Origin of the sequence: Echinicola salinicaeni (genome assembly GCF_014280965.1) — a bacterium.
Lineage (GTDB): Bacteria > Bacteroidota > Bacteroidia > Cytophagales > Cyclobacteriaceae > Echinicola > Echinicola salinicaeni.
On sequence record NZ_JACODZ010000006.1, the window covers coordinates 389,915 to 409,515 of the forward strand.

General features: G+C 39.1%; 19 protein-coding genes. 10 read left to right on the forward strand and 9 right to left on the reverse strand.

Going from position 1 to position 19,601, the window contains the following annotated elements; translation table 11 throughout:
* Nucleotides 1-97: 97 nt before the first annotated feature.
* From H7U17_RS13870 to rfbC, 8 genes are all read right to left on the reverse strand, one after another.
* The gene (locus tag H7U17_RS13870) at nt 98-1,348 is read right to left on the reverse strand and encodes a pyridoxal phosphate-dependent decarboxylase family protein (RefSeq protein ID WP_186757331.1); all 1,251 of its coding nucleotides are present in this window, start codon (nt 1,346-1,348) and stop codon (nt 98-100) included.
* A 179-nt stretch (nt 1,349-1,527) separates the two neighbouring features.
* Nucleotides 1,528-2,274 carry a shikimate dehydrogenase family protein gene (locus tag H7U17_RS13875; RefSeq protein WP_186757332.1) on the reverse strand — a complete coding sequence of 249 codons (747 nt, stop codon included), beginning with the start codon at nt 2,272-2,274 and terminating at the stop codon, nt 1,528-1,530.
* Nucleotides 2,271-3,206 (reverse strand): DUF368 domain-containing protein, encoded by a 936-nt coding sequence (locus H7U17_RS13880; protein ID WP_186757333.1) that lies wholly within the window; start codon nt 3,204-3,206, stop codon nt 2,271-2,273. Before H7U17_RS13880 ends, H7U17_RS13875 begins: the two co-directional genes overlap by 4 nt.
* A 50-nt stretch (nt 3,207-3,256) precedes the next feature.
* On the reverse strand, nt 3,257-4,027 hold the full coding sequence (locus tag H7U17_RS13885) for a phosphosulfolactate synthase (protein WP_186757334.1): 771 nt from the start codon (nt 4,025-4,027) through the stop codon (nt 3,257-3,259).
* Between the two features lie 31 nt (nt 4,028-4,058).
* Complete coding sequence (locus tag H7U17_RS13890) at nt 4,059-5,465, reverse strand: tetratricopeptide repeat protein (RefSeq protein ID WP_186757335.1); 1,407 nt, start codon at nt 5,463-5,465, stop codon at nt 4,059-4,061.
* A gap of 122 nt (nt 5,466-5,587) precedes the next feature.
* Nucleotides 5,588-6,547 (reverse strand): NAD-dependent epimerase/dehydratase family protein, encoded by a 960-nt coding sequence (locus H7U17_RS13895; protein ID WP_186757336.1) that lies wholly within the window; start codon nt 6,545-6,547, stop codon nt 5,588-5,590.
* Entirely contained in the window at nt 6,544-7,284 is a 741-nt protein-coding gene (locus H7U17_RS13900) for a tyrosine-protein phosphatase (RefSeq protein WP_186757337.1), read from the reverse strand. The genes H7U17_RS13895 and H7U17_RS13900 overlap by 4 nt, the downstream gene beginning before the upstream one ends.
* Nucleotides 7,285-7,288: 4 nt before the next feature.
* The gene (gene rfbC, locus H7U17_RS13905; RefSeq protein ID WP_186757338.1) at nt 7,289-7,840 is read right to left on the reverse strand and encodes a dTDP-4-dehydrorhamnose 3,5-epimerase; all 552 of its coding nucleotides are present in this window, start codon (nt 7,838-7,840) and stop codon (nt 7,289-7,291) included.
* 235 nt (nt 7,841-8,075) lie between these two features.
* On the opposite strand from rfbC, the gene hflX reads away from it, so the two are divergent.
* Together hflX and mtgA are read left to right on the forward strand one after the other, a co-directional pair.
* Nucleotides 8,076-9,356, forward strand: coding sequence for a GTPase HflX (gene hflX / locus H7U17_RS13910; protein WP_186757339.1), 1,281 nt, complete (start codon nt 8,076-8,078; stop codon nt 9,354-9,356).
* Between the two features lie 85 nt (nt 9,357-9,441).
* Complete coding sequence (mtgA, locus tag H7U17_RS13915) at nt 9,442-10,128, forward strand: monofunctional biosynthetic peptidoglycan transglycosylase (protein WP_186757340.1); 687 nt, start codon at nt 9,442-9,444, stop codon at nt 10,126-10,128.
* 216 nt (nt 10,129-10,344) lie between these two features.
* Here the strand turns inward: mtgA and recF are convergent, their stop codons facing one another.
* Nucleotides 10,345-11,463, reverse strand: a complete 1,119-nt coding sequence (recF, locus tag H7U17_RS13920) for a DNA replication/repair protein RecF (protein WP_186757341.1) — start codon at nt 11,461-11,463, stop codon at nt 10,345-10,347.
* Between the two features lie 338 nt (nt 11,464-11,801).
* Between recF and H7U17_RS13925 the strand changes: the two genes are divergently transcribed.
* The 8 genes from H7U17_RS13925 to H7U17_RS13960 all read left to right on the forward strand — a co-directional run bounded on the left by H7U17_RS13925 (nt 11,802) and on the right by H7U17_RS13960 (nt 19,589).
* A complete protein-coding gene (locus tag H7U17_RS13925) occupies nt 11,802-12,263 on the forward strand; it encodes a hypothetical protein (protein WP_186757342.1) in 462 nt (153 codons plus the stop codon).
* Between the two features lie 104 nt (nt 12,264-12,367).
* Nucleotides 12,368-13,375 carry a glycoside hydrolase family 43 protein gene (locus H7U17_RS13930; RefSeq protein ID WP_186757343.1) on the forward strand — a complete coding sequence of 336 codons (1,008 nt, stop codon included), beginning with the start codon at nt 12,368-12,370 and terminating at the stop codon, nt 13,373-13,375.
* Nucleotides 13,376-13,561: 186 nt separating this feature from the next.
* Complete coding sequence (gene pdhA, locus H7U17_RS13935) at nt 13,562-14,584, forward strand: pyruvate dehydrogenase (acetyl-transferring) E1 component subunit alpha (RefSeq protein WP_186757344.1); 1,023 nt, start codon at nt 13,562-13,564, stop codon at nt 14,582-14,584.
* A gap of 122 nt (nt 14,585-14,706) precedes the next feature.
* Nucleotides 14,707-15,423, forward strand: a complete 717-nt coding sequence (locus H7U17_RS13940; protein ID WP_186757345.1) for a tetratricopeptide repeat protein — start codon at nt 14,707-14,709, stop codon at nt 15,421-15,423.
* A gap of 97 nt (nt 15,424-15,520) precedes the next feature.
* The gene (gene ribH / locus H7U17_RS13945; protein ID WP_186757346.1) at nt 15,521-15,997 is read left to right on the forward strand and encodes a 6,7-dimethyl-8-ribityllumazine synthase; all 477 of its coding nucleotides are present in this window, start codon (nt 15,521-15,523) and stop codon (nt 15,995-15,997) included.
* A gap of 45 nt (nt 15,998-16,042) precedes the next feature.
* Nucleotides 16,043-17,362 carry an aspartate kinase gene (locus H7U17_RS13950; RefSeq protein WP_186757347.1) on the forward strand — a complete coding sequence of 440 codons (1,320 nt, stop codon included), beginning with the start codon at nt 16,043-16,045 and terminating at the stop codon, nt 17,360-17,362.
* Nucleotides 17,363-17,527: 165 nt separating this feature from the next.
* The gene (locus H7U17_RS13955) at nt 17,528-19,258 is read left to right on the forward strand and encodes a M14 family zinc carboxypeptidase (RefSeq protein ID WP_186757348.1); all 1,731 of its coding nucleotides are present in this window, start codon (nt 17,528-17,530) and stop codon (nt 19,256-19,258) included.
* A gap of 7 nt (nt 19,259-19,265) precedes the next feature.
* Nucleotides 19,266-19,589 (forward strand): DUF6787 family protein, encoded by a 324-nt coding sequence (locus H7U17_RS13960; RefSeq protein ID WP_186757349.1) that lies wholly within the window; start codon nt 19,266-19,268, stop codon nt 19,587-19,589.
* Nucleotides 19,590-19,601: the final 12 nt, after the last annotated feature.

Sequence of the window (19,601 nt, forward strand, 5' to 3'; positions counted from 1 at the left end):
AGGGATAAAAAGTGAGATGAACGTAATTACAAAAAAGCCCCTTGAAAACAGTTGAATTCAGTTTCCAAGGGGCTTAAACATTTAATGAAATTTATTATTAGCCTTTGCTTACTAACTCTCCTTCAAGGTCCATCAGGAAACTGTCCAAAGCACCTTGCCTTACATGATGCATCACTACGATCTTATACCATTTTGCTCCAAACTCATAGCTGTCAGCTACAAGGTTATACTTTTTGGCGATGCGATCAGAAATATATGCTGCTTTCATTGTGATGATGTTGAGGTGTGGATTTCTGAAATACTCCACTCCCATCCTTTCCAGTTTTTTACAAATTCTTTCCGCACGGTCGCATAAAGAGGCCATTTTATATTTGAGGCCTTCTGAACCATGGATTTTCAGGATCATCCACATAGATACTGCATTTGCGCCCGACCTGGAACCGCTCAAGGTGTAGTCTTTTCCAGGGATATACTGTGCTTCCTGGGTGCAAACATGATGGATATAACCCTTCCGGATGAGGAAGAGCCCTGTTCCGTATGGTGTTTGAAGCATTTTATGTCCATCGCTGGTGATGGAGGTGATATAGGGATTTTTGAAGGTGAAAGCACTGTCTTCATTGGTGAAGGGGTAGATAAATCCGCCATAAGCCGCATCCACGTGAATTCTAAACTGTACATTAGCGGCTGTAAAGAAATCTCCTAAAAGGTCTACATCATCCACTGATCCAAACATGGTGGTAGAAAGGTTAGCTATGACAATAAAATATTTGTATCCAGCTTCTTTCGCTTCTGCAATTTTATTTTCAAGGGATTCCTGCTTGATTTGCCTTGTTTCTTCATCTACTTCTAAGATAATATTGTGTAGATTCAATAAGTTGGCTCCCTTAGGCATGGAATAGTGGGAGTCTTGGGAGTAAACTACAGCGATCTCTTCAGTTTTGGCCTTAAATTCATCTCTGAAATAATTTCTGTAAACCCAAATGGCTTGGATATTAGCTTCGGTGCCACCAGTGGCCACATAGCCATCCTGCTGTCCTTTTTCACCGCCAAATATCTGCTCAGCGACCAAATTGATAAGGTCTCTTTCTATCTTTTGGGTGCCTTTGAAGATATCCAGCACTGATTCTTCACTTAGGGTATGAATCCCTATGTGATTGGGATTATTTACCATGACGGACATGAAGGGGGCATCCTTCAAGAATGGCGCATCATGATAGAATTCTGTGGTGTCCAAATAGGTTCCTGGTACACCTAAGGCTGGGTTTTCTCCCCTATAATCATGGTTTTCATTTAAAGCATCAAATACGGCTTTTTTTACTTCCTCGTGTGATAATTTTTTCCAATACATAGTCATTTATGTTTTGATTTTTCCTGCCATTTTCACCAAAATGATGTACAGGCCCGCAAGCTTTGACTTTAAGGATAAAGAAACATTACAGCTATTTAAATAGATGCAATTATCCCTTGGACATCAGCACAAGGCTAGGTGAGAATAGTAGGTTTTTGAAATGTGAAATAAGGTGGAATCTATTCATTCCAGATTTTCCAGGCTGCTTCTGCCTGAAGGTGGAGCATTTCCAGTCCGTTTTTCACTGCTGCACTGCGGGCTTGGGTAGACCGCATAAGGAAGGTTTTTTCTGGATTATATACCAGGTCATATATTTTATGCTCTCTGCCAATCTGGCTAAGAGGAATATCGGGCATTTCCTCAGTATTTGGAAAAGTGCCCAATGGCGTGGTGTTGATGATAAGATGGTAGTCCTGAAGAACTTTTTCATTCCTGATCAGGTCCTCATAAGAAATGATGCCATTTTCTTCATTGGCAGTTCTTGAGACCATTTTGTATGGAATCTCTAGGCTTTTTAGGGCTTGTTTTACCGCTTTTGAAGCCCCTCCTGTTCCCAGAATCAAACCTTGAATACCGTTGCTGTCTCCAAGCCAAATCTCAAGTGATTCCTTAAAACCGATATAATCAGTATTATAACCGATGAGCTTACCGTTCTTAATTTTTATACAGTTCACGGCTCCAATCGCTTTACAGCTTGGATCTAGCTCATCTAAAAAGGGAATGACCTGCTCTTTGTAGGGGATGGTTACATTTAGTCCTTCTAAATTAGGATTGTTCTTGATCAAATCGGGAAATTTGTCAATACTATCCAACTCATATAATTCGTACTGACAGCCACTGATATTTTCCTTTTCAAATTTTTCAGTAAAATACTTCTTTGAAAAAGAATGCTTTAATGGATAACCGATAAGTCCGAATTTTCTCATTTTCCTTTTAAGTAATATGCTGTTCTCTCTAACCCTATCACGAGGATAATCCCGAAAAGAAATGCCAATAAACCAATAAAGAACTTGGGTTCATCACCTGTCACAGAAAGGTAATGATGTGGCCAAATATTTTCGGTAATAAAGGGTTTTTGCTCTCCACTACTGGATATTCTATAGCTCAAGACATCTTTCCAAGGCCAGATTTTATTGATCGATCCAAGCATAAAGCCAGATAGTGCTGCAATGGTCAGTGAATGATAATTATGCAACAACCAAGATATCAATCTTGAGAAAGATAAGAGGCCTATAACGCATCCGGCTGCAAATATAGCTAAAGTAATTATATCTTTCTGATTTACAGCTTCTAAAATTACTTCGTATTTGCCCAGAATCAACAATAGGAAGCTTCCAGAAATGCCAGGAAGAATCATGGCGCAGATGGCAATAGCTCCTGCGATGAAGGTAAAGTACATTGCTTCTGGTGAGCTTACAGGGTTCAAGCCTGTTATCCAGTAAGCCAAAGCTGCACCTAATGGAATGGTTAAAAAGACCATAAAGTTCCATCGTTTGATATCCCTAAGTATCATCACGGAACTGATGATAATCAGCCCACAGAAAAAAGACCATAATGGAATAGGGTGTTCATCCATTAGGAAGGTGATCAGCTTAGAAAGCGTAAAGATACTTGTAAATATTCCAAGAAATAATACACCAAGGAAGGAACCATTGATATGCTTCCATAGCGCTTTGATCTGGAATTTGGACAGGAGTTTTAAAGCTTCCATATCCACAGATTTAATGCTATCCAGCAGAGTTTCATAGATACCTGTTATCAGGGCTATGGTACCGCCAGACACACCAGGGACAATGTCAGCCGCTCCCATTCCCATTCCTTTAAGGAAGGTGAGAATATGGTTTTTCAAATGCTTCATGGAAAATAAAAACTAAAGCGACCGAGTTGGTGATCAGTCGCTTAGGATTTTTATACGTTTGCTAAGTCTAGGAAGTGGTCAAAAGTATCACCTCTTAATCCTAGCCTAATGGTTTCCAGTGGAATGACCTCGTTAGGGGCAATATTACCAAGGTTGACATTGGAGCCTAAAAGTTTGATAAACCAAACTTGTTGTGCTTTCTGAGGAGCTTCCCAAAGAATTTTTTCTTCAGGGATTTTGGTAAGAATTTCTTCTACCAAACCTTGCCTTACCTCTCCGGAATCACGGAATAGTCCTACATTACCTGCTTCTCTTGATTCTCCGATTACTTTCCAAGCTCCTGCATCCAATTCTTTTTGCATTTGCTCAATCCACTTGTAAGGAGGGATGATCTTTTCGGCATCTTTTGAACCAACTTCAGAAAGTACAGTTACATCTTTAGAAAGAATATTGATGTATTCACATTTCTTTTCATGGTCCAAAGTGATGGATCCGTCGGAAACTTCTGCATATGCCAAGTCAAACTTGTCCAAAACCTTTCTGTAGTCCTCAAATTGATCTCTGATTATAAATGCTTCGAAAAGCGTTCCCCCAAAGTAAACGGGGATACCAGCATCTTTGTATATCTGAAGTTTTTGATTAAGGTTTTTAGTAACATAAGAAGTTGCCCAACCAAGCTTCACAATATCTACGTAATCTCCACAGGAATCTATAAAATCTTCTACTTCTCTTAGGCTAAGACCTTTGTCCATGGCCATTGTGTATCCTGTAGTTCGTGGTTTTTCTGTACGTACGGGCACATTCTTCAGCACGTAATTCATTCTCTAATTTTTTAGGTAAATAGTATTCGGCTTATAATCCTTCTTTGTATTGAGCGATGATCTTGTATATGGCTTTCTGATGCTTTACTTCTGGCATCAGTTCATATAAAAGCTCGTGTCGTTCAAAATCCAAAGTTAATGCATTTTCTAAATATGAAAAGGCTTCTTTGTATTTACCTGTCTTAATTAGATAAACTACTAGTCGATAATAGAGTTCCGATTCCTCTGGAAGCTCGTCCATTCCTTCTTTAAGGACATCTATTGCTTCCTCGAAACGATTTTGATCAAAATAAATTATAGAGAGGTTGATATAGGTTTCCATTAACCCAGGTTCTAGGTTAATGGCTTCTTCATAGGCTTCCGAGCTTGATTGTAAGTTGCCCAAGTGATATTCTGCATCAGCAAGCCCCACCCAATAATTAGCATTTACAGCGGATATTTTCAGGGCTTTTTTGAAATAATGTATGGCCTCAAAATACTTGTCCTTTTTGAGCATGCACATGCCCAGTCCAAACCAAGCATCATCATATTCAGGATCAAATTTGGCGGATTTCTTGAAGTATTTGAAGGCTTGGTCTATCTGGTCCAGTTTTTCGTAGGCAGCTGCCAGGTAGCAACAGTTTTCTGAATTGGCTCCCTCGCAGTTGATTGTATTTTGGTAAGCTTCGAGTGCTTTTTCATATTGCTTGGTATTCATCAGGGCATTGCCCATATTGAAATAAGCCGAAGCAAAGGATTCATCAATGATCAAGGCATAATCATAGGCCTTAATAGCTTCCTCAAATCGGCCAAGGCGATTATAGACAACACCAAGGTTATACCATGCGCCTGCGCTATATGGGTCCTGATCAATAAAGTCTTGGTAAAACTGAAGGATTTCATCAAATGAACCTTCTTCCTCAGTAATCATGGCCAATTGGAATAGGGCATCCTCATGGTTGATTTTGAGTTTTACTGCTTCTTTATAATTATAGATGGCCTTTTCGTTATTGTTCTCAGCTCGGTAAAAATTACCCAGAGAATAGTGAACTTCTGCTTTGTCTTCTGCCATTGGAAGAAAATCCTCCAATAAGTGAATGGCTTCTTTTATGCTTCCATTGAGTAAAAGACCGTTGGATAGTGCCAGAATAACTTCCTCATTATTGGGTGATAGGTTGTTGAGGTTTTCCAACATTTCCAGTCCTTCTTCCAGTTCATCGTTGAAGATCAGACATTGTCCATGAAGTAATTTTATTTCCAAAGAAAAGGGGAATCTCTCCAGGGCAATTTGACTGGCCTTAAGTGCTCTTTTGAATTTTTGAGAATCAAAATAAAATCGGATAATGTCTTCCAGTTCCTCTTCATCAAAGAAAAGGTCTAGGTTAGCCTTTAGGGAGTTCTCAAACCGTTCTACCAATGCTCTTTCTTCTTCCCTATCGTGTTCAAAATCTCCAGTCATGCGCGTCGTTTTGAATTTAAATTTAAGATACCAATTTAATTGGTAGCACAAATAGCCAATGAAAATATTTTTTTGACTTTTTGATCCAAATGCTTGATAATAATCGATCTAACGAATTTGAATTATTTTTCGTTCAATGCCCATTTAAAGGTGTCTTTGAGTTCATAGAACTGGAAATCTAATTTGGCCTTGATTTTTGTATTATCAAATTTTATTTGCTGCTGTGCCAATTGGCTTGTTTGCTTATTGATGATGGTTTTTTTGCCCAAAAAACCTGAGATTTTGCTTAAAAGGCTCGCTAGGGGGATCATGGAATTCTTAATGGGGACATTGGGTGCCTTTTTATTCATCACTTCAGCCATTTCTTTGAAAAACAGCTGATAGGAGAGGGATTCATTATTAAGGATAAATCGCTCGTCCCAAAGCCCCTTTTGGAATAATTCCAAACTGATTCTAGCAGCATCCCTGACATCAATATAATTAATATCTCCTATGGGATAGTAGGAACGTTCCTTTTTTACATACTCGTAGAGTCCTGTGCTGTTGCTTCTTTCTTCCATTTTGGCCAGTAAGATGGAAGGGTTGAGCACTATGGCTTCCAGTCCTTCTTGTACCCCGCGCCAAACTTCCAGTTCTGCAAAATACTTGGAAATGGAATAAGGAGTGTTCCAAGGAGAATCTACCCATTTATGATCTTCATCGATTACCTTATGCTCTGGGTCCCTTCCAATAGCTGCTACGGAACTGACATGAATGATCTTTTTTATATCTTGGCTGAGCATCACATTGACCACATTGGTGGTACCTTCATGGTTGACCTTTAGCAAGCTATCCTTGTCTTTATTGTCAAAAGATACTAGACCTGCAGCATGAATGATAAGGTCCATTCCCTCAAATGCTTCCTCTAATGACTGATAATCATTGATGTCTCCGTCATGCCAAATTATTTTTTCTGCTAGCTGTCCCAATTGATCTGTCTTGCTTTCGGGCCTTTTTAATCCGTGGATTTCCCCTACTTCAAAGAATTCTTTGGCAAGATAACTACCAAATAGACCTGTAATGCCGGTAATTAGTATTTTCATAATTGGGTGTTGGCTATTTTTGAAGCTCTTAATTTTTCGTAATACTTGCTTGAAGGTAGATGCTCCAAACTGTCCAAGTAGCGGTGATTATGGCAGTCAGTACCTACAAATTTAACAGCATTCCTATCAATAAGTTTTTCAGCAAGTATTTTGACAGGTTTGGAATAGTAACCAGTGAGGGAAAGTAAATTGATCTGGAAGGTCACTGCTTTATCCACCAGTGAATCCAATAATTGAGGGTCATGATGGAGGTAAAGATACCTTTCTGGATGGGCAAATATAGGTTTATAGCCTTTCGTTTCTAAAGCAAATAAGGTTTCTTGAAGCATTCTGGGCCTGTTGATAAAGCCTGTTTCAATTAGGATATGGTTGTCTCCAAAGGTAAGGAGATCATCCCCATTATGGACTTTTTCCATAAATACCTCATCAAGGTAATATTCTGCAGCTGCTTCAATCTCTATATCTACTCCTTCTTGCGTTAGGGCACTTTGGAGTTTTTCAAGCCCTTCTGCAATGATTTCAGGGGTGTTTTTGTAAAACTCAGTCATTACATGAGGTGTGGTGATGAGTTTTCGCAAACCAAAATTTTTAAGCCTTTTGATCAGGGCCACCGATTCGTCCATAGTTTTGGCACCATCATCAATTCCTGGGATAAGATGGGAGTGCATGTCCACTCCCATCCAATCCAAGGATAAAGGCTCCATTTTTTTATTTTTGAACAAATCGAATAATCCCATAATTTTACAAACCTCCTCCAGTTTGTTGTTTAAACTCTTCTAAAGTGGGTAATAACAGGTCCTTTTCAGAAATTATCGGAGAGCCTACCATCCAGTCAATATTCAAAGATGGATCATTCCAGATGAGGCCTCCTTCACTCTCTTTATGGTAAAAACTGGAACATTTATAGGAAAAAACGGCATCTTCCAAAACTGAAAATCCATGTGCAAATCCTTCTGGAACATATAATAGGTTGTGCTGGGCACTATCTAGGATCACACCATGATACTGGCCAAATGTAGGGGAATCTTTCCTAAGGTCCACGGCAACATCATAAACTTTTCCAGTGATAACTCTCACCAACTTGCCTTGGGCATAAGGGGCATGCTGAAAATGCAAACCTCTTACTGTTCCCGCAACTGAAAATGATTGGTTGTCCTGTACCCATTGGGTGTTGATGCCTTTTTCAGCCAATAAATCTTCCCGGTAAGTTTCCAAGAAATACCCCCTGGCATCATTAAAAACCTTGGGATAAATTTCATATACATCCTGAATAGGTGTACTTCTAATTTCCATGTTTAAAATCGTCAATTAACTTTAGCAAGCTGTAAATTTCCATTCTTTCCCTTTAGCAGACTAATTTTATACAAAATAATTTAGAGATTTGTCGGGAATGGAAATGTGTTTTCCGTTGTTATACATCCCCTAGGAGTATAATGTCTAACTATTTTAAAGCGTATTGCTTTTAAATGGTTCGCGTAAATGTTAAATTATTATACATAATATTGCAGTACAGATTTAAACATTCTGAATGAGTAAATATACAAGAAAATTAAAAAAGCTAATAGAAACCGCTCCTGTGGAGGAAACGGCCGTATTGGTTGCTTTGATCAGACAAAGCCAATCAGAGCAAGAAGTAGAGGAACATTTGGATGAATTGGCCTTTTTGACAGAGACATTGGGTGTCAAGGAGGTGCACCGATTTACTCAACGTTTGGAAAAACCAGATGTCAGGAGTTTCGTGGGATCAGGTAAGTTGGAAGAAATCCAGGCTTATATTAAGCACTTTGATGTGGACATGGTGATTTTTGATGATGACCTATCACCTTCTCAAATGAGAAATTTGGAAAATGAGCTTAAGGTGAAGGTATATGACCGGTCCTTGCTCATTCTTGATATATTCTTAAATAGGGCCCAGACTGCTCAGGCAAAGACCCAAGTAGAATTGGCTCGATTCCAATATTTGTTGCCGAGACTTACCAGGATGTGGACACACTTGGAACGTCAGCGTGGTGGTACAGCTACTAGGGGTGGTGCCGGTGAGAAAGAGATTGAGACGGATAAAAGGATGATCCGTAACCAGATCACCTTGCTCAAAGAAAAGTTAAGGAAAATAGAAAAGCAGGGTGAGACCCAGCGAAAGGGCAGGAAAGGAATAGTTCGTGTGGCGTTGGTTGGATATACCAATGTGGGTAAAAGTACCCTGATGAATTTGGTGACGAAGTCTGAAGTCTTGGCAGAAAATAAACTCTTTGCGACGGTGGACTCGACTGTTCGAAAAGTAGTGCTGGACCAAATACCATTTTTGCTTTCTGATACAGTAGGTTTCATCCGTAAACTCCCTACGCACCTCATTGAATCCTTTAAATCTACCTTGATGGAAATTAAGGAGGCTGATGTATTGGTGCATGTAGTGGATATTTCCCATCCGAGTTTCGAAGATCATATCGCAGTGGTTAACCAAACGCTCAATGAATTGGGCGCTGGAGATAAGCCTATCTTGCTGGTATTTAATAAAGTGGATTTAGTGCCGAAGATGCCTTCTGAGGAAGAATTGATGCATATGACTGAGTTGGAAGTGGAGGAAGCCAATTTCCTTGATCTGGAGAAGCTTAAAAAAGTTTATGCTAAAAAAACAGGGATTGAACCTGTGTTTATGGCTGCCCAGGATGGTACCAATATTGAAGGTTTTAGAAAATCCTTGACTGAGGAAGTGAAAAAGCAGCATCTAAGAATTTATCCTCATTATTTAGCTGCGGAAACCTATGATCTTTCACAGTTTGAAGACCTTGAGGAAGGTGATGAAAACTAATGCCTCAAAGGCATTAGTTTTCTATTTTGATGAATTACTTTTTCAATAATTTGACTTTAGATAAACTTCGATTGTTCAAAATGGTATGAGGAAATTGTTTCGATTTTTATTTAAGATCATACTTTGGTTTTTTATTCTATCCATGGGCTTGACGGTGGCCTACCGCTTTGTTCCGATTTATATCACTCCGTTGATGGTCATTAGGCTAGTTGAGCAGTCCAAAGATGAAGAAAGGGAGATGAAACTTGAGAAGACTTGGGTGCCTATTGGAGAAATATCCAAGCACATGGCTCAGGCAGTAGTGGCTTCGGAGGATCAGAAATTTCTGGAGCATTCAGGTTTTGATATGGAGGCCATTCGGGAAGCATTAAAAGATAATGAATCGGGGAAACGGCTTAGAGGAGGCAGTACCATTTCCAACCAAACTGCAAAAAATGTTTTTCTATGGCCTGGGAGAAATTATCTGAGAAAGGGATTGGAGGCCTATTTTACAGTTTTGATAGAACTCATTTGGTCCAAGGAGCGAATTATAGAAGTCTACCTCAACGTTATTGAAGTCGGTGATGGGATTTATGGTGTGGAAGCTGCTTCTCAAAAATTCTATCAAAAGCCAGCTGCCAATCTCAGTAGAAACCAAGCAGCCATGATCGCAGCAATTTTGCCCAATCCTCTGCTTTGGTCCCCTGCTCGACCTACTGCCTATAATTATAAGAGACAATCTTGGATACTAAGAAATATGAATAATTTGAAGCCAGTTGGTTTTGGTAAATAGCAGGCTAGCGTTTTAAACGCTAGATGTAAGACATAAGGCGGTCTAAGGTTTTTATTCTGGTGTTTTACCCTTTCTTTCATAGAGTTGTTGGCTGTGGATAGAGCAAGAAAAGAGCTGAAAGCTCAGGTTTTACCGTCACACAGGAAAGCTGTCACGACAATATAGAGATAGGGGTTAAATATCAACTACAAAGCGAAGGTTAAAAATGTTATGTCTTTAATCTGGCGTCTTTTGTCTTATTTCGACGTTTCCTTCTTCAATATCAAAATAGGTAATATCAGCGTCAATAGCTTTCAGGATGTTTTTGGTGCGTTCTGGTCTGGCATCAGTGATAAACAGCTGGCCAAACTCATGGTTGGCCACCAATTCCATCATTTTACTGATCCGATAATCGTCTAACTTGTCAAAAATATCATCCAGAAGCAAGATAGGCTTGGTTTCAGTTTCCGATTTGAAAATTTGAAACTGGGCCAGTTTTAATGCAATAAGAAAAGATTTTTGTTGGCCTTGGGAGCCAAATTTTTTCAGGGGATATTCGTCGATCTCAAATACAAAATCATCTTTGTGGATGCCCACATTAGTACGTTTTAGTATGAGATCCTTCTGGAGGCTATTATAATAATGAGCCTCAAAACTTTCTTTTGCGCATTGGCTTTCATAACGAATCTCTATGGATTCTCGTTGTCCGGAAATTTCCGCATAATGATGCAGTAATAGCGGCTTGAAGCGCTGTATAAAAGCTTTCCGCTCTTCATAAATCCATTTGGATAAACTGATCAGCTCCAAATCATAAGGTTCCAAGATACTTTTGTCCCAATTCCTTTGGTCGGCCAATTGTTTGATCAGGGCATTTCTTTGCTTTAGGAAATGCTGGTAGCGGACCAGTTTGGAAAGGTAGTTTTTGTCTAACTGGGACAGTATACTATCGAAGAATTTCCTCCTTTCTTCACTTCCTTCTTTGATCAAAGCAGTATCATCAGGAGCGATTAGGACAACTGGTAGCAAGCCAATATGCTCGCTCATTTTATCATAGGCTTTGCCATTATTGAGGATTTGCTTTTTCTTTTTTGCCTCTAGGATGCATTGGATCTCTATGGGCTTTCCTGTTTTCTCGAATGAGCCCTTCATGGAGAAAAAGCCTTGCTCATGTTGGATGTTTTGGGCGTCCACGGCATTGAAGGCACTTTTTGTCAGGCAAAGGTAGTGGATAGCATCCAGTAGATTGGTTTTTCCACTGCCATTAATGCCCAGAAAACAGTTTATTTCCTCTGAAAAAGTCACTTTCGCCTTTTTGTAGTTCTTGAATTGAATCAACTGAAGGCTTTTAAGGTGCATATAGAGATGGACTTGATTTGGTTTAATATACAAATGTAAGGAGAAGGAAGTTTTTTGAAAGTGTTGTTTAGTAATAAGTGCTTATAAGAGTGGATCAATTTGGATTCATTGATTCTGGGGCACTTAAAAATTGATAGTGGAAGACTATAGTATTTGCTTGATTCTTGGAAAATACCGAATATGAAATATTTACGTTAGGTTCAAAGGCATTTATATTTATAATAAAAGTATGGAACCGGGTTAATTTATAGTAAAGCCAAAGATGAATGAAACTTTAAATCCAGAATAAGCAATATATGAATGTGTTTTTTAAGAAATGGCAAGTTAATAGGAAATTAATGATTCTTCTCTTGCTGAATTTGTTTTCCTGTAATGCTAAGGATGAGGAAATCCTCAAAGGAGATTTGGTCTTTAAAATGATTGATTTTGCCAGTGCCTACGGTGGGACAGACGAGCAGATTGAAGAGCTAAACAATTATCTATACAGTATTCAAGGGGATGAAAATGCCCAAGACTGGGAATCAGAAACCCTTAGTTATTTTTCAAAGCTAAAGGAAAATGACCTGTTTGAGTCTCCTTATATTTTTGTTCGTCCCGATCATGATTCAGCAATAGTTACGGTTTTCTTAAATGAAGAAGAATTTACGAAAGTTAAGGAATACAAGCGATCAAGTTTGATGGCAGAAAGTAAAAAGGTAGAATTGGTTTTGGAAGTGAAGAAAATAGACAGCCTTCTGTATTTTTCTGATAATGTCATTGATGTAACAGAAGTTGAAGGGGATACCTATTTTAGTAAGTAGATGATATGATTTTGAAGATAGCCCTTTTTAAATGTCAAAAATACACTAAATTTACATCTGATCTTTCGGATCGTTAAATTTACAATGACAAACAAAATAACCTCATGAAGTATTTACATAACATTTGCTTAGTCATCGTATTGACCATGGCATTTTGCAACCCCCTATTTTCTCAGGAATTGACATTTGATAATCCCATTGCCGAGCAGCGAGCAGATCCTTGGGTTTACAAAAATGATGATGGGACTTATTATTTAATTGCTACCGTTCCGGAATATGATCGCATCGTAATCAGAAAAGCTAAAAGCATCGATGGATTAAAGGCTGCAAGTGAAAAGGAGGTTTGGCACAAGCATGAGCAGGGAGTGATGGGCCATCATATCTGGGCGCCTGAACTACACCGAATTGATGGAAAATGGTATATCTATTTTGCCGCAGGAGAAGCCGAGAATATCTGGAATATCAGGATGTGGGCCCTGTCCAATTCTTCTGAGGATCCTACACAGGGTGAGTGGAAAGAAGAAGGAAGGATCATGACTGATATAGATTCATTTTCTTTGGATGCGACGACATTTGAACATAATGGTAAACGCTATATGATCTGGGCGCAAAACGTGCGAGGTGGTCAACATGGTACTGGATTGGTGATGTCTGAAATGCAGGATCCTACTATATTAAAAGGTCCTGAGGTGGTTTTGACTGAACCGGAGTTTGACTGGGAAAGAGTAAAATATAATGTCAATGAAGGGCCTGCTGTTATTAAAAGAAACGGAAAAATCTTTGTGACATATTCGGCAAGTGCCACCAATGATAATTATTGCATGGGCTTATTGTGGATAGACGAAGAGGCCGATTTACTGGATATTAATAATTGGAATAAATCTCCGGGGCCGGTTTTTTATACTAATGAAGAAGTAAAAAGGTATGGGCCGGGTCATAATTCCTTTACCACTGCTGAAGATGGTGAAACGGTAGTCATGATATACCACGCTCGTGACTATAAAGAAATTCAGGGGCCTGAATTACAAGATCCTAATAGGGCCACTAGGGCCCGTGTTATTGGCTGGACAGAAAGTGGTTTTCCAGATTTTATGCAGAAAATGGATGATTAGCTTAAATCGATGGTTCCTTAAATAAGTTTCATAATATCATGGGCTATATGGTTTTTGAGGATGATGGCTTTGAAAAGGGCTTCATATTTACCCTTTTCCTATTTCAGAATCATAAAAGACTTTGTTAATCAATGAATACTTATTTATATTTGAGCCCCGAAAAATGCATATTTTATAAATAACGATATGGCGAAAAAGAGTTCGACAACCACTAAATCCAAAGTAAAATACTCCAAAGATACCTATGCTTACTGGTATGAGAGCATGTTGCTCATGAGGAGGTTTGAAGAAAAGGCTGGTCAATTGTACGGCCAACAAAAAATCAGAGGTTTTTGTCACTTATATATAGGACAAGAAGCTTGTGCAGCTGGCGCGATTACAGCCCTTGAAAAAGACGATAAGTGGATTACTGCTTACCGTGATCATGCTCATCCGCTAGGGTTGGGTACTGACCCAGGAGCAGTAATGGCAGAGCTTTTTGGTAAGGCTACCGGTACGACCAAAGGTAAAGGTGGTTCTATGCACATCTTCGATAAAGAAAGAAACTTTATGGGAGGTCATGGTATTGTGGGTGCTCAGGTACCTATGGGCCTTGGAATCGGATTTGCAGAAAAATACAAAGGAACCAAAAATCTATGTATCTGTCATATGGGTGATGGTGCCGTTAGACAAGGTGCGGTTCACGAGGCATTTAACTTGGCCATGCTTTATAAAACTCCCGTAATCTTTGTAATTGAAAACAATGGTTATGCTATGGGTACTTCTGTGAAGCGTTCTTCCAATGTAGATGACCTTTCTACCATTGGCGAATCATACGATATGCCTTCTTTTGCTGTTGATGGAATGAATGTAGAAGCTGTCCATGAGGCGGTTTCTGAGGCAGCTGAAAGAGCGAGAAAAGGAGATGGCCCTACCCTATTGGAATTTAGAACTTACCGATATAAAGGTCATTCCATGTCGGATCCTCAGAAATACAGGACCCGTGAAGAAGTGGAATCATATAAGGCGAAGGATCCAGTTGAGCAGGTTAAGCAGACCATCATTGATAATTCAATCCTTTCTGAAGATGAGATCAAGGAAATTGATGCAAGGGTGAAAAAGCAAGTAGCTGATGCAGTTAAATTTGCTGAAGAATCTCCATGGCCTGACGGACAAAAAGCATTTGAGGATGTTTATATGCAAGAGGATTATCCTTTTGTAATGGAATAAACTTAGGTACAATTAAAAAGTCAGCCTATAGCGTGAATTATTTGATTCGTTTGGCTGACTTTTTTTATGATAGTTTGCGAATAAACTAAAACCGTTATATTTGCGACTGAAATTTTATAAAAATGGTTAAGAAAGAGATAAAAAACGGGCCGACTCAAGAAGAACATAATGAGCTACTTGAAAACCCAGAAGCGATTGCTGAAAGTTTAGGTAGAGGAGAGGTTTTCTTGAAAAAGAATTCTCGATTGGTAGGAGGAATACTTATTGCAGGGATCATAGTGATCGCAGGTATTTTGTATTTCCAATTCAACAACGCCAATAAAGATAAAGAAGCTCAAGGAGAGATGTTCCAAGCGGTTTATTACTTTGAGCAGGACAGCTTGGATTTTGCTTTGAACGGAGACGGGGTTAATGATGGCTTTTTGAAAATCATAGATGAGTATAGCGGTACCAATGCGGCTAATTTGGCGCAGTTTTATACGGGATCTATCTATCTTCAAAATGGGGAGTTCCAAAAAGCAGTGGATCATCTTGAAGAATTTTCATCTGAAGATTTCTTTGTGCAGGCCAAAGCTTATTCCTTATTGGGAGATGCTTATGTTGAGTTAGATAATATTAACAGTGCTATCACAGCTTATGAGAAAGCCGTTTCTTATAAAGAGAACAAGTTTTTTACGCCTATTTACTTGAACAAATTGGCTATTGCTTACGAAGCAGCAGGTCAGCTAGAAAAGGCTATAGGTGCTTATGGGGAAATTGAAAACAACTACCCAGAATCATACGAATACACATTGGCACGAAAGCATAAGGCTCGTTTAGAGGGTCTTGCTTCAAATTAATGCCTATAGAATAACAGCATATTGAAGAGTAAGGCCCAAAAGGTCTTACTTTTTTTGTGTTTATATATTTTAAGAATAAGCTTAATTATAAATAAAGATGGCAACTTCACTTAAAAACTTAAGCCAACATTCTGGCAAAAATATCCAGGACATCAGTGATAAAAGATTTGGCATTGTCGTTTCTGAATGGAACGAGGAGGTAACTGAGTCACTATATGAAGGTGCAATAGAGACGTTGAGGTCTCATGGTGCCAAAAAAGAAAATATCTATAGAAAGAATGTTCCGGGTTCTTTTGAGCTGACACTGGGCGCACAGTGGTTGGCAGAGGTGGAAGAAATTGATGCGGTGATCTGCTTGGGTTGTGTGATCCAAGGAGAAACGAAGCATTTTGATTTCATCTGTGATGCTGTAGCTCATGGCATCACTAATGTTGGATTGAAGTTTAATAAACCTGTGATCTTTGGGGTTCTGACTCCCAATACCCATCAGCAAGCCTTGGACAGGGCAGGCGGAAAGCATGGAAACAAAGGTGATGAAGCAGCCATTACAGCTATAAAAATGCTAGGCTTCTAAAATTCCAGTAACAAAACAAACCATTAACATACATCAACTACTCCTATGAGAATCATGAAGTTTGGGGGTACCTCTGTAGGTAAACCCGAAAGAATGCATCAGGTAAAAGACCTGATCACCAGAAGCAATGAAAGGAAAATTGTCGTTTTGTCGGCGCTTTCAGGTACGACTAATGCCTTGGTGGGTATTGGCGATGCCTTGGCAGAAGGAAATAAGGATTTGGCGAAGGAGCGCATTGACGCTTTGCACGAACATTATCTAGCGTTTTACAAGGAACTTCTGGAAACTGAAGCTGGCCAGAAGAAGGCCGAAAAAATTATCAAGGAGCATTTTGAGTTTTTAAACATCATCCTCAAAATTTCCTTTAATGAAGCCATTAACAGGGATATATTGGCACAAGGTGAACTTTTGTCTACCAAGCTTTTCTATACGCTACTAGAAGAAAAAGATATTTCAGCTATCTTTTTGCCTGCCTTGGAGTTTATGAGTATTGATGAAAACCATGAACCTGAGCTCGGCAAGATCAGTGATAGGTTAAAAAGCATTCTAAAGAATTATGAAAAGGATGCGGTTTTTGTTACCCAAGGATATATCTGTAAAAATCACAGAAACGAAGTGGATAACCTGAAAAGGGGCGGTAGTGATTATACTGCTTCTCTTATTGGTGCGGCCATAAAAGCTGAAGTGGTAGAGATCTGGACAGATATTGATGGTATGCACAATAATGATCCAAGAGTGGTGGACAAAACGCGCCCAATTGCACAACTATCATTTGATGAAGCGGCTGAATTGGCTTATTTCGGAGCAAAGATTCTTCACCCAGCATCCATCTGGCCTGCACAGAATTATAATATCCCGGTGAAACTGTTAAACACCATGCAGCCTGAAGCAGCGGGTACTACCATTACTGCAGAGGAAACAGGTAAAGGGGTGAAAGCCATAGCCGCTAAGGACGGTATCATTGCCGTAAAAATTAAATCCAGCCGTATGCTTCTTGCCTATGGTTTCTTGAGAAAGGTGTTTGAGATTTTTGAAAAGTACAAAACACCGATCGATATGATCACTACCTCTGAGGTGGCAGTGTCTGTGACCATAGATGACGATACACATTTGAAGGATATTATCCTTGAGCTGGAGAAATTTGGAAATACGGAAGTGGATTATGGTCAAACCATTATCTGTGTAGCCGGAAATATGATTGCCGAAAACACAGGGATGGTAAAAGAAGTAATGGATGCCTTGGTGGATTATCCATTGAGAATGGTTTCCTACGGTGGTAGCCGAAATAATGTTTCCATTCTTATAGATACTAAATATAAAAATGAAGCCCTTCAACGATTAAATGATGAGTTGTTTCAGTGGTAATAATATCAAAAGCCATCCGCCCAAACGGATGGCTTTTTTTGTGTCCTCTCCTTGCTCTAGTGTGCTTTGCTTATTGAATCAATTCGAATGATTATGAAAGGGGCTAATGCTTCCTATGAGATTGTTTATCTTGCGAGCAAATTCAAAAAAATTAAATCTACCCGTATGAATAAGATTAGCCTATTGGCATTTTTGCTTGTCTTGGTGTCTAAAACATTTGCCCAAGACCGGTACATTACCCTATTTGAAAAATCAGGTGGGACAGAAACACCCAAGTATGCGGAGGTCATCAGTTATTATCAGAATTTGGCTACAGATTTTGAGCAAGTACAGATCAAGACTATGGGGCCAACCGATTCTGGTGAGCCTTTGCATTTGGTGATATTTGATCCAAAGCGGGATTTCAATCCAGAGAAATGGAAGTCAGAAGGTCGTTTGGTGGTATTTGTCAATAATGGGATTCATCCCGGAGAGCCGATGGGGATAGATGCTTCTATGATGTATTTGAGAGATCTATGTTTAGAAAGAGAAAAATGGTCTGAGGATATGGTTCTGGCCATTATACCAGTATATAATATAGGTGGGCATCTCAACAGGAATGCTACTACCCGTGTCAACCAGGAAGGTCCAAAAGAACATGGTTTTAGAGGGAATGCTCAAAACTATGATTTGAATAGAGATTTTATTAAAACGGACACAAAAAATTCTGCAAGTTTTCAGGAAATTTTTCAATGGTTGTCCCCCCACGTTTTTCTTGATAACCATACCAGCAACGGAGCGGATTACCAACATGTGATGACACTGATAGAAACCCAGCATAATATGTTGGGAGGCAAAGCAGCTGAATATATGCATAAAGTGCTTACTCCAGGCTTGTACAAAGAGATGAAGCAAAGAGATTTTCCCTTGGTGCCCTATGTAAATGTTTGGGGCGATGTTCCCGAAAAGGGATGGAATCAGTTTAAGGATTCTCCTAGATATAGCAGTGGATATACTTCTTTATTTCATACCATAAGTTATGTGCCTGAAGCACATATGCTCAAGAGCTATAAGCAAAGGGTGGAGAGCATGTATGCTCTTTTCCAATCCTATTTTGCTATATTGGATAGAGATGCTGATGAGGTCGTGAGGGCTGTGGAGGCAGATAGAAAAGCGGATATGGCGAAAGTAAGCTTTGATTTTAATTATCAGTTATCGAAGGAAAATCCTGTAAATATTGAGTTTTTAGGTTATCAGTCCGGGTATAAATCCAGTGAGATTTCAGGTAAAGAAAGATTATTTTATGATAGAAGCCAGCCTTATACAATAGAAGTAGATTATTATGATACTTATGTACCAAGTCTTACGATCAAAAAGCCAAAAGCCTATGTGATTCCCCAGGGCTGGCATAAAGTGCTGGATAACTTAAAAAGAAATAATGTAGAGATGTATGCTTTGAATTCAGATACCAGTATGACTTTACAAGTGTATAAGATCGAAGACTTTGAAACCTTGTCCAGTCCATATGAGGGCCATTATCTTCATACTGGTATAAAGGTGAAGAAAGCGGAAAGGAAAGTTGATTTTAGGGCTGGAGATTGGATAGTGCCTATGGATCAGGAAGCAAATGGTTATATTATGGAAGTTTTAGAGCCTGAAGCTGAAGATAGCTTTTTTGCTTGGAACTATTTTGATACCATTATCCAGTCCAAGGAAGGTTACTCTGCCTATGTTTTTGAGGATTTAGCGGCTAAATTCTTAAAGGAAAACCCAGCGATTAGGGCTGCTTTGGAAAAGAAAAAATCCGAGGATGCCGCATTCGCCAATAATGGAGCGGCCCAATTAAGGTGGGTTTATGAACATTCTCCATGGAAAGAAGAAGCACATATGCAATACCCAATATTTCGATGGGAATAATATAATTATGAGTCAGCAAAGCTATTTAAGACGACTACAAGAAAAATGGCAATTGAAAAGCCTATGGCAAGTACTGCTAGTCCTGTTGGTATTTGCTTGTACCGGTTTTTCAGTAGTACTCATAAAGCGACCGATATTTGACTTGCTTGGATTGGATACTGAGTCAGGTGGAGTCTGGAAAACCATTTTGTATTTGCTTTTGGTTTTGCCGCTTTATCAAATCATGTTGTTGTTTTATGGCTTTCTGTTTGGCCAGTTTAATTTCTTTTGGGAAAAGGAGAAAAAAATATTCAAAAGAATAAGGAAGTTGTTCATCCAGAATAAACCTTAGAGCGTAGGTTAA

Coding starts and splice junctions, on each gene's coding strand:
- H7U17_RS13870 (WP_186757331.1), bottom strand. CDS start 1,348: ATGTATTGGAAAAAATTATCACACGAGGAAGTAAAAAAAGCCGTATTT.
- H7U17_RS13875 (WP_186757332.1), bottom strand. CDS start 2,274: ATGAGAAAATTCGGACTTATCGGTTATCCATTAAAGCATTCTTTTTCA.
- H7U17_RS13880 (WP_186757333.1), bottom strand. CDS start 3,206: ATGAAGCATTTGAAAAACCATATTCTCACCTTCCTTAAAGGAATGGGA.
- H7U17_RS13885 (WP_186757334.1), bottom strand. CDS start 4,027: ATGAATTACGTGCTGAAGAATGTGCCCGTACGTACAGAAAAACCACGA.
- H7U17_RS13890 (WP_186757335.1), bottom strand. CDS start 5,465: ATGACTGGAGATTTTGAACACGATAGGGAAGAAGAAAGAGCATTGGTA.
- H7U17_RS13895 (WP_186757336.1), bottom strand. CDS start 6,547: ATGAAAATACTAATTACCGGCATTACAGGTCTATTTGGTAGTTATCTT.
- H7U17_RS13900 (WP_186757337.1), bottom strand. CDS start 7,284: ATGGGATTATTCGATTTGTTCAAAAATAAAAAAATGGAGCCTTTATCC.
- rfbC (WP_186757338.1), bottom strand. CDS start 7,840: ATGGAAATTAGAAGTACACCTATTCAGGATGTATATGAAATTTATCCC.
- hflX (WP_186757339.1), top strand. CDS start 8,076: ATGAGTAAATATACAAGAAAATTAAAAAAGCTAATAGAAACCGCTCCT.
- mtgA (WP_186757340.1), top strand. CDS start 9,442: ATGAGGAAATTGTTTCGATTTTTATTTAAGATCATACTTTGGTTTTTT.
- recF (WP_186757341.1), bottom strand. CDS start 11,463: ATGCACCTTAAAAGCCTTCAGTTGATTCAATTCAAGAACTACAAAAAG.
- H7U17_RS13925 (WP_186757342.1), top strand. CDS start 11,802: ATGATTCTTCTCTTGCTGAATTTGTTTTCCTGTAATGCTAAGGATGAG.
- H7U17_RS13930 (WP_186757343.1), top strand. CDS start 12,368: ATGAAGTATTTACATAACATTTGCTTAGTCATCGTATTGACCATGGCA.
- pdhA (WP_186757344.1), top strand. CDS start 13,562: ATGGCGAAAAAGAGTTCGACAACCACTAAATCCAAAGTAAAATACTCC.
- H7U17_RS13940 (WP_186757345.1), top strand. CDS start 14,707: ATGGTTAAGAAAGAGATAAAAAACGGGCCGACTCAAGAAGAACATAAT.
- ribH (WP_186757346.1), top strand. CDS start 15,521: ATGGCAACTTCACTTAAAAACTTAAGCCAACATTCTGGCAAAAATATC.
- H7U17_RS13950 (WP_186757347.1), top strand. CDS start 16,043: ATGAGAATCATGAAGTTTGGGGGTACCTCTGTAGGTAAACCCGAAAGA.
- H7U17_RS13955 (WP_186757348.1), top strand. CDS start 17,528: ATGAATAAGATTAGCCTATTGGCATTTTTGCTTGTCTTGGTGTCTAAA.
- H7U17_RS13960 (WP_186757349.1), top strand. CDS start 19,266: ATGAGTCAGCAAAGCTATTTAAGACGACTACAAGAAAAATGGCAATTG.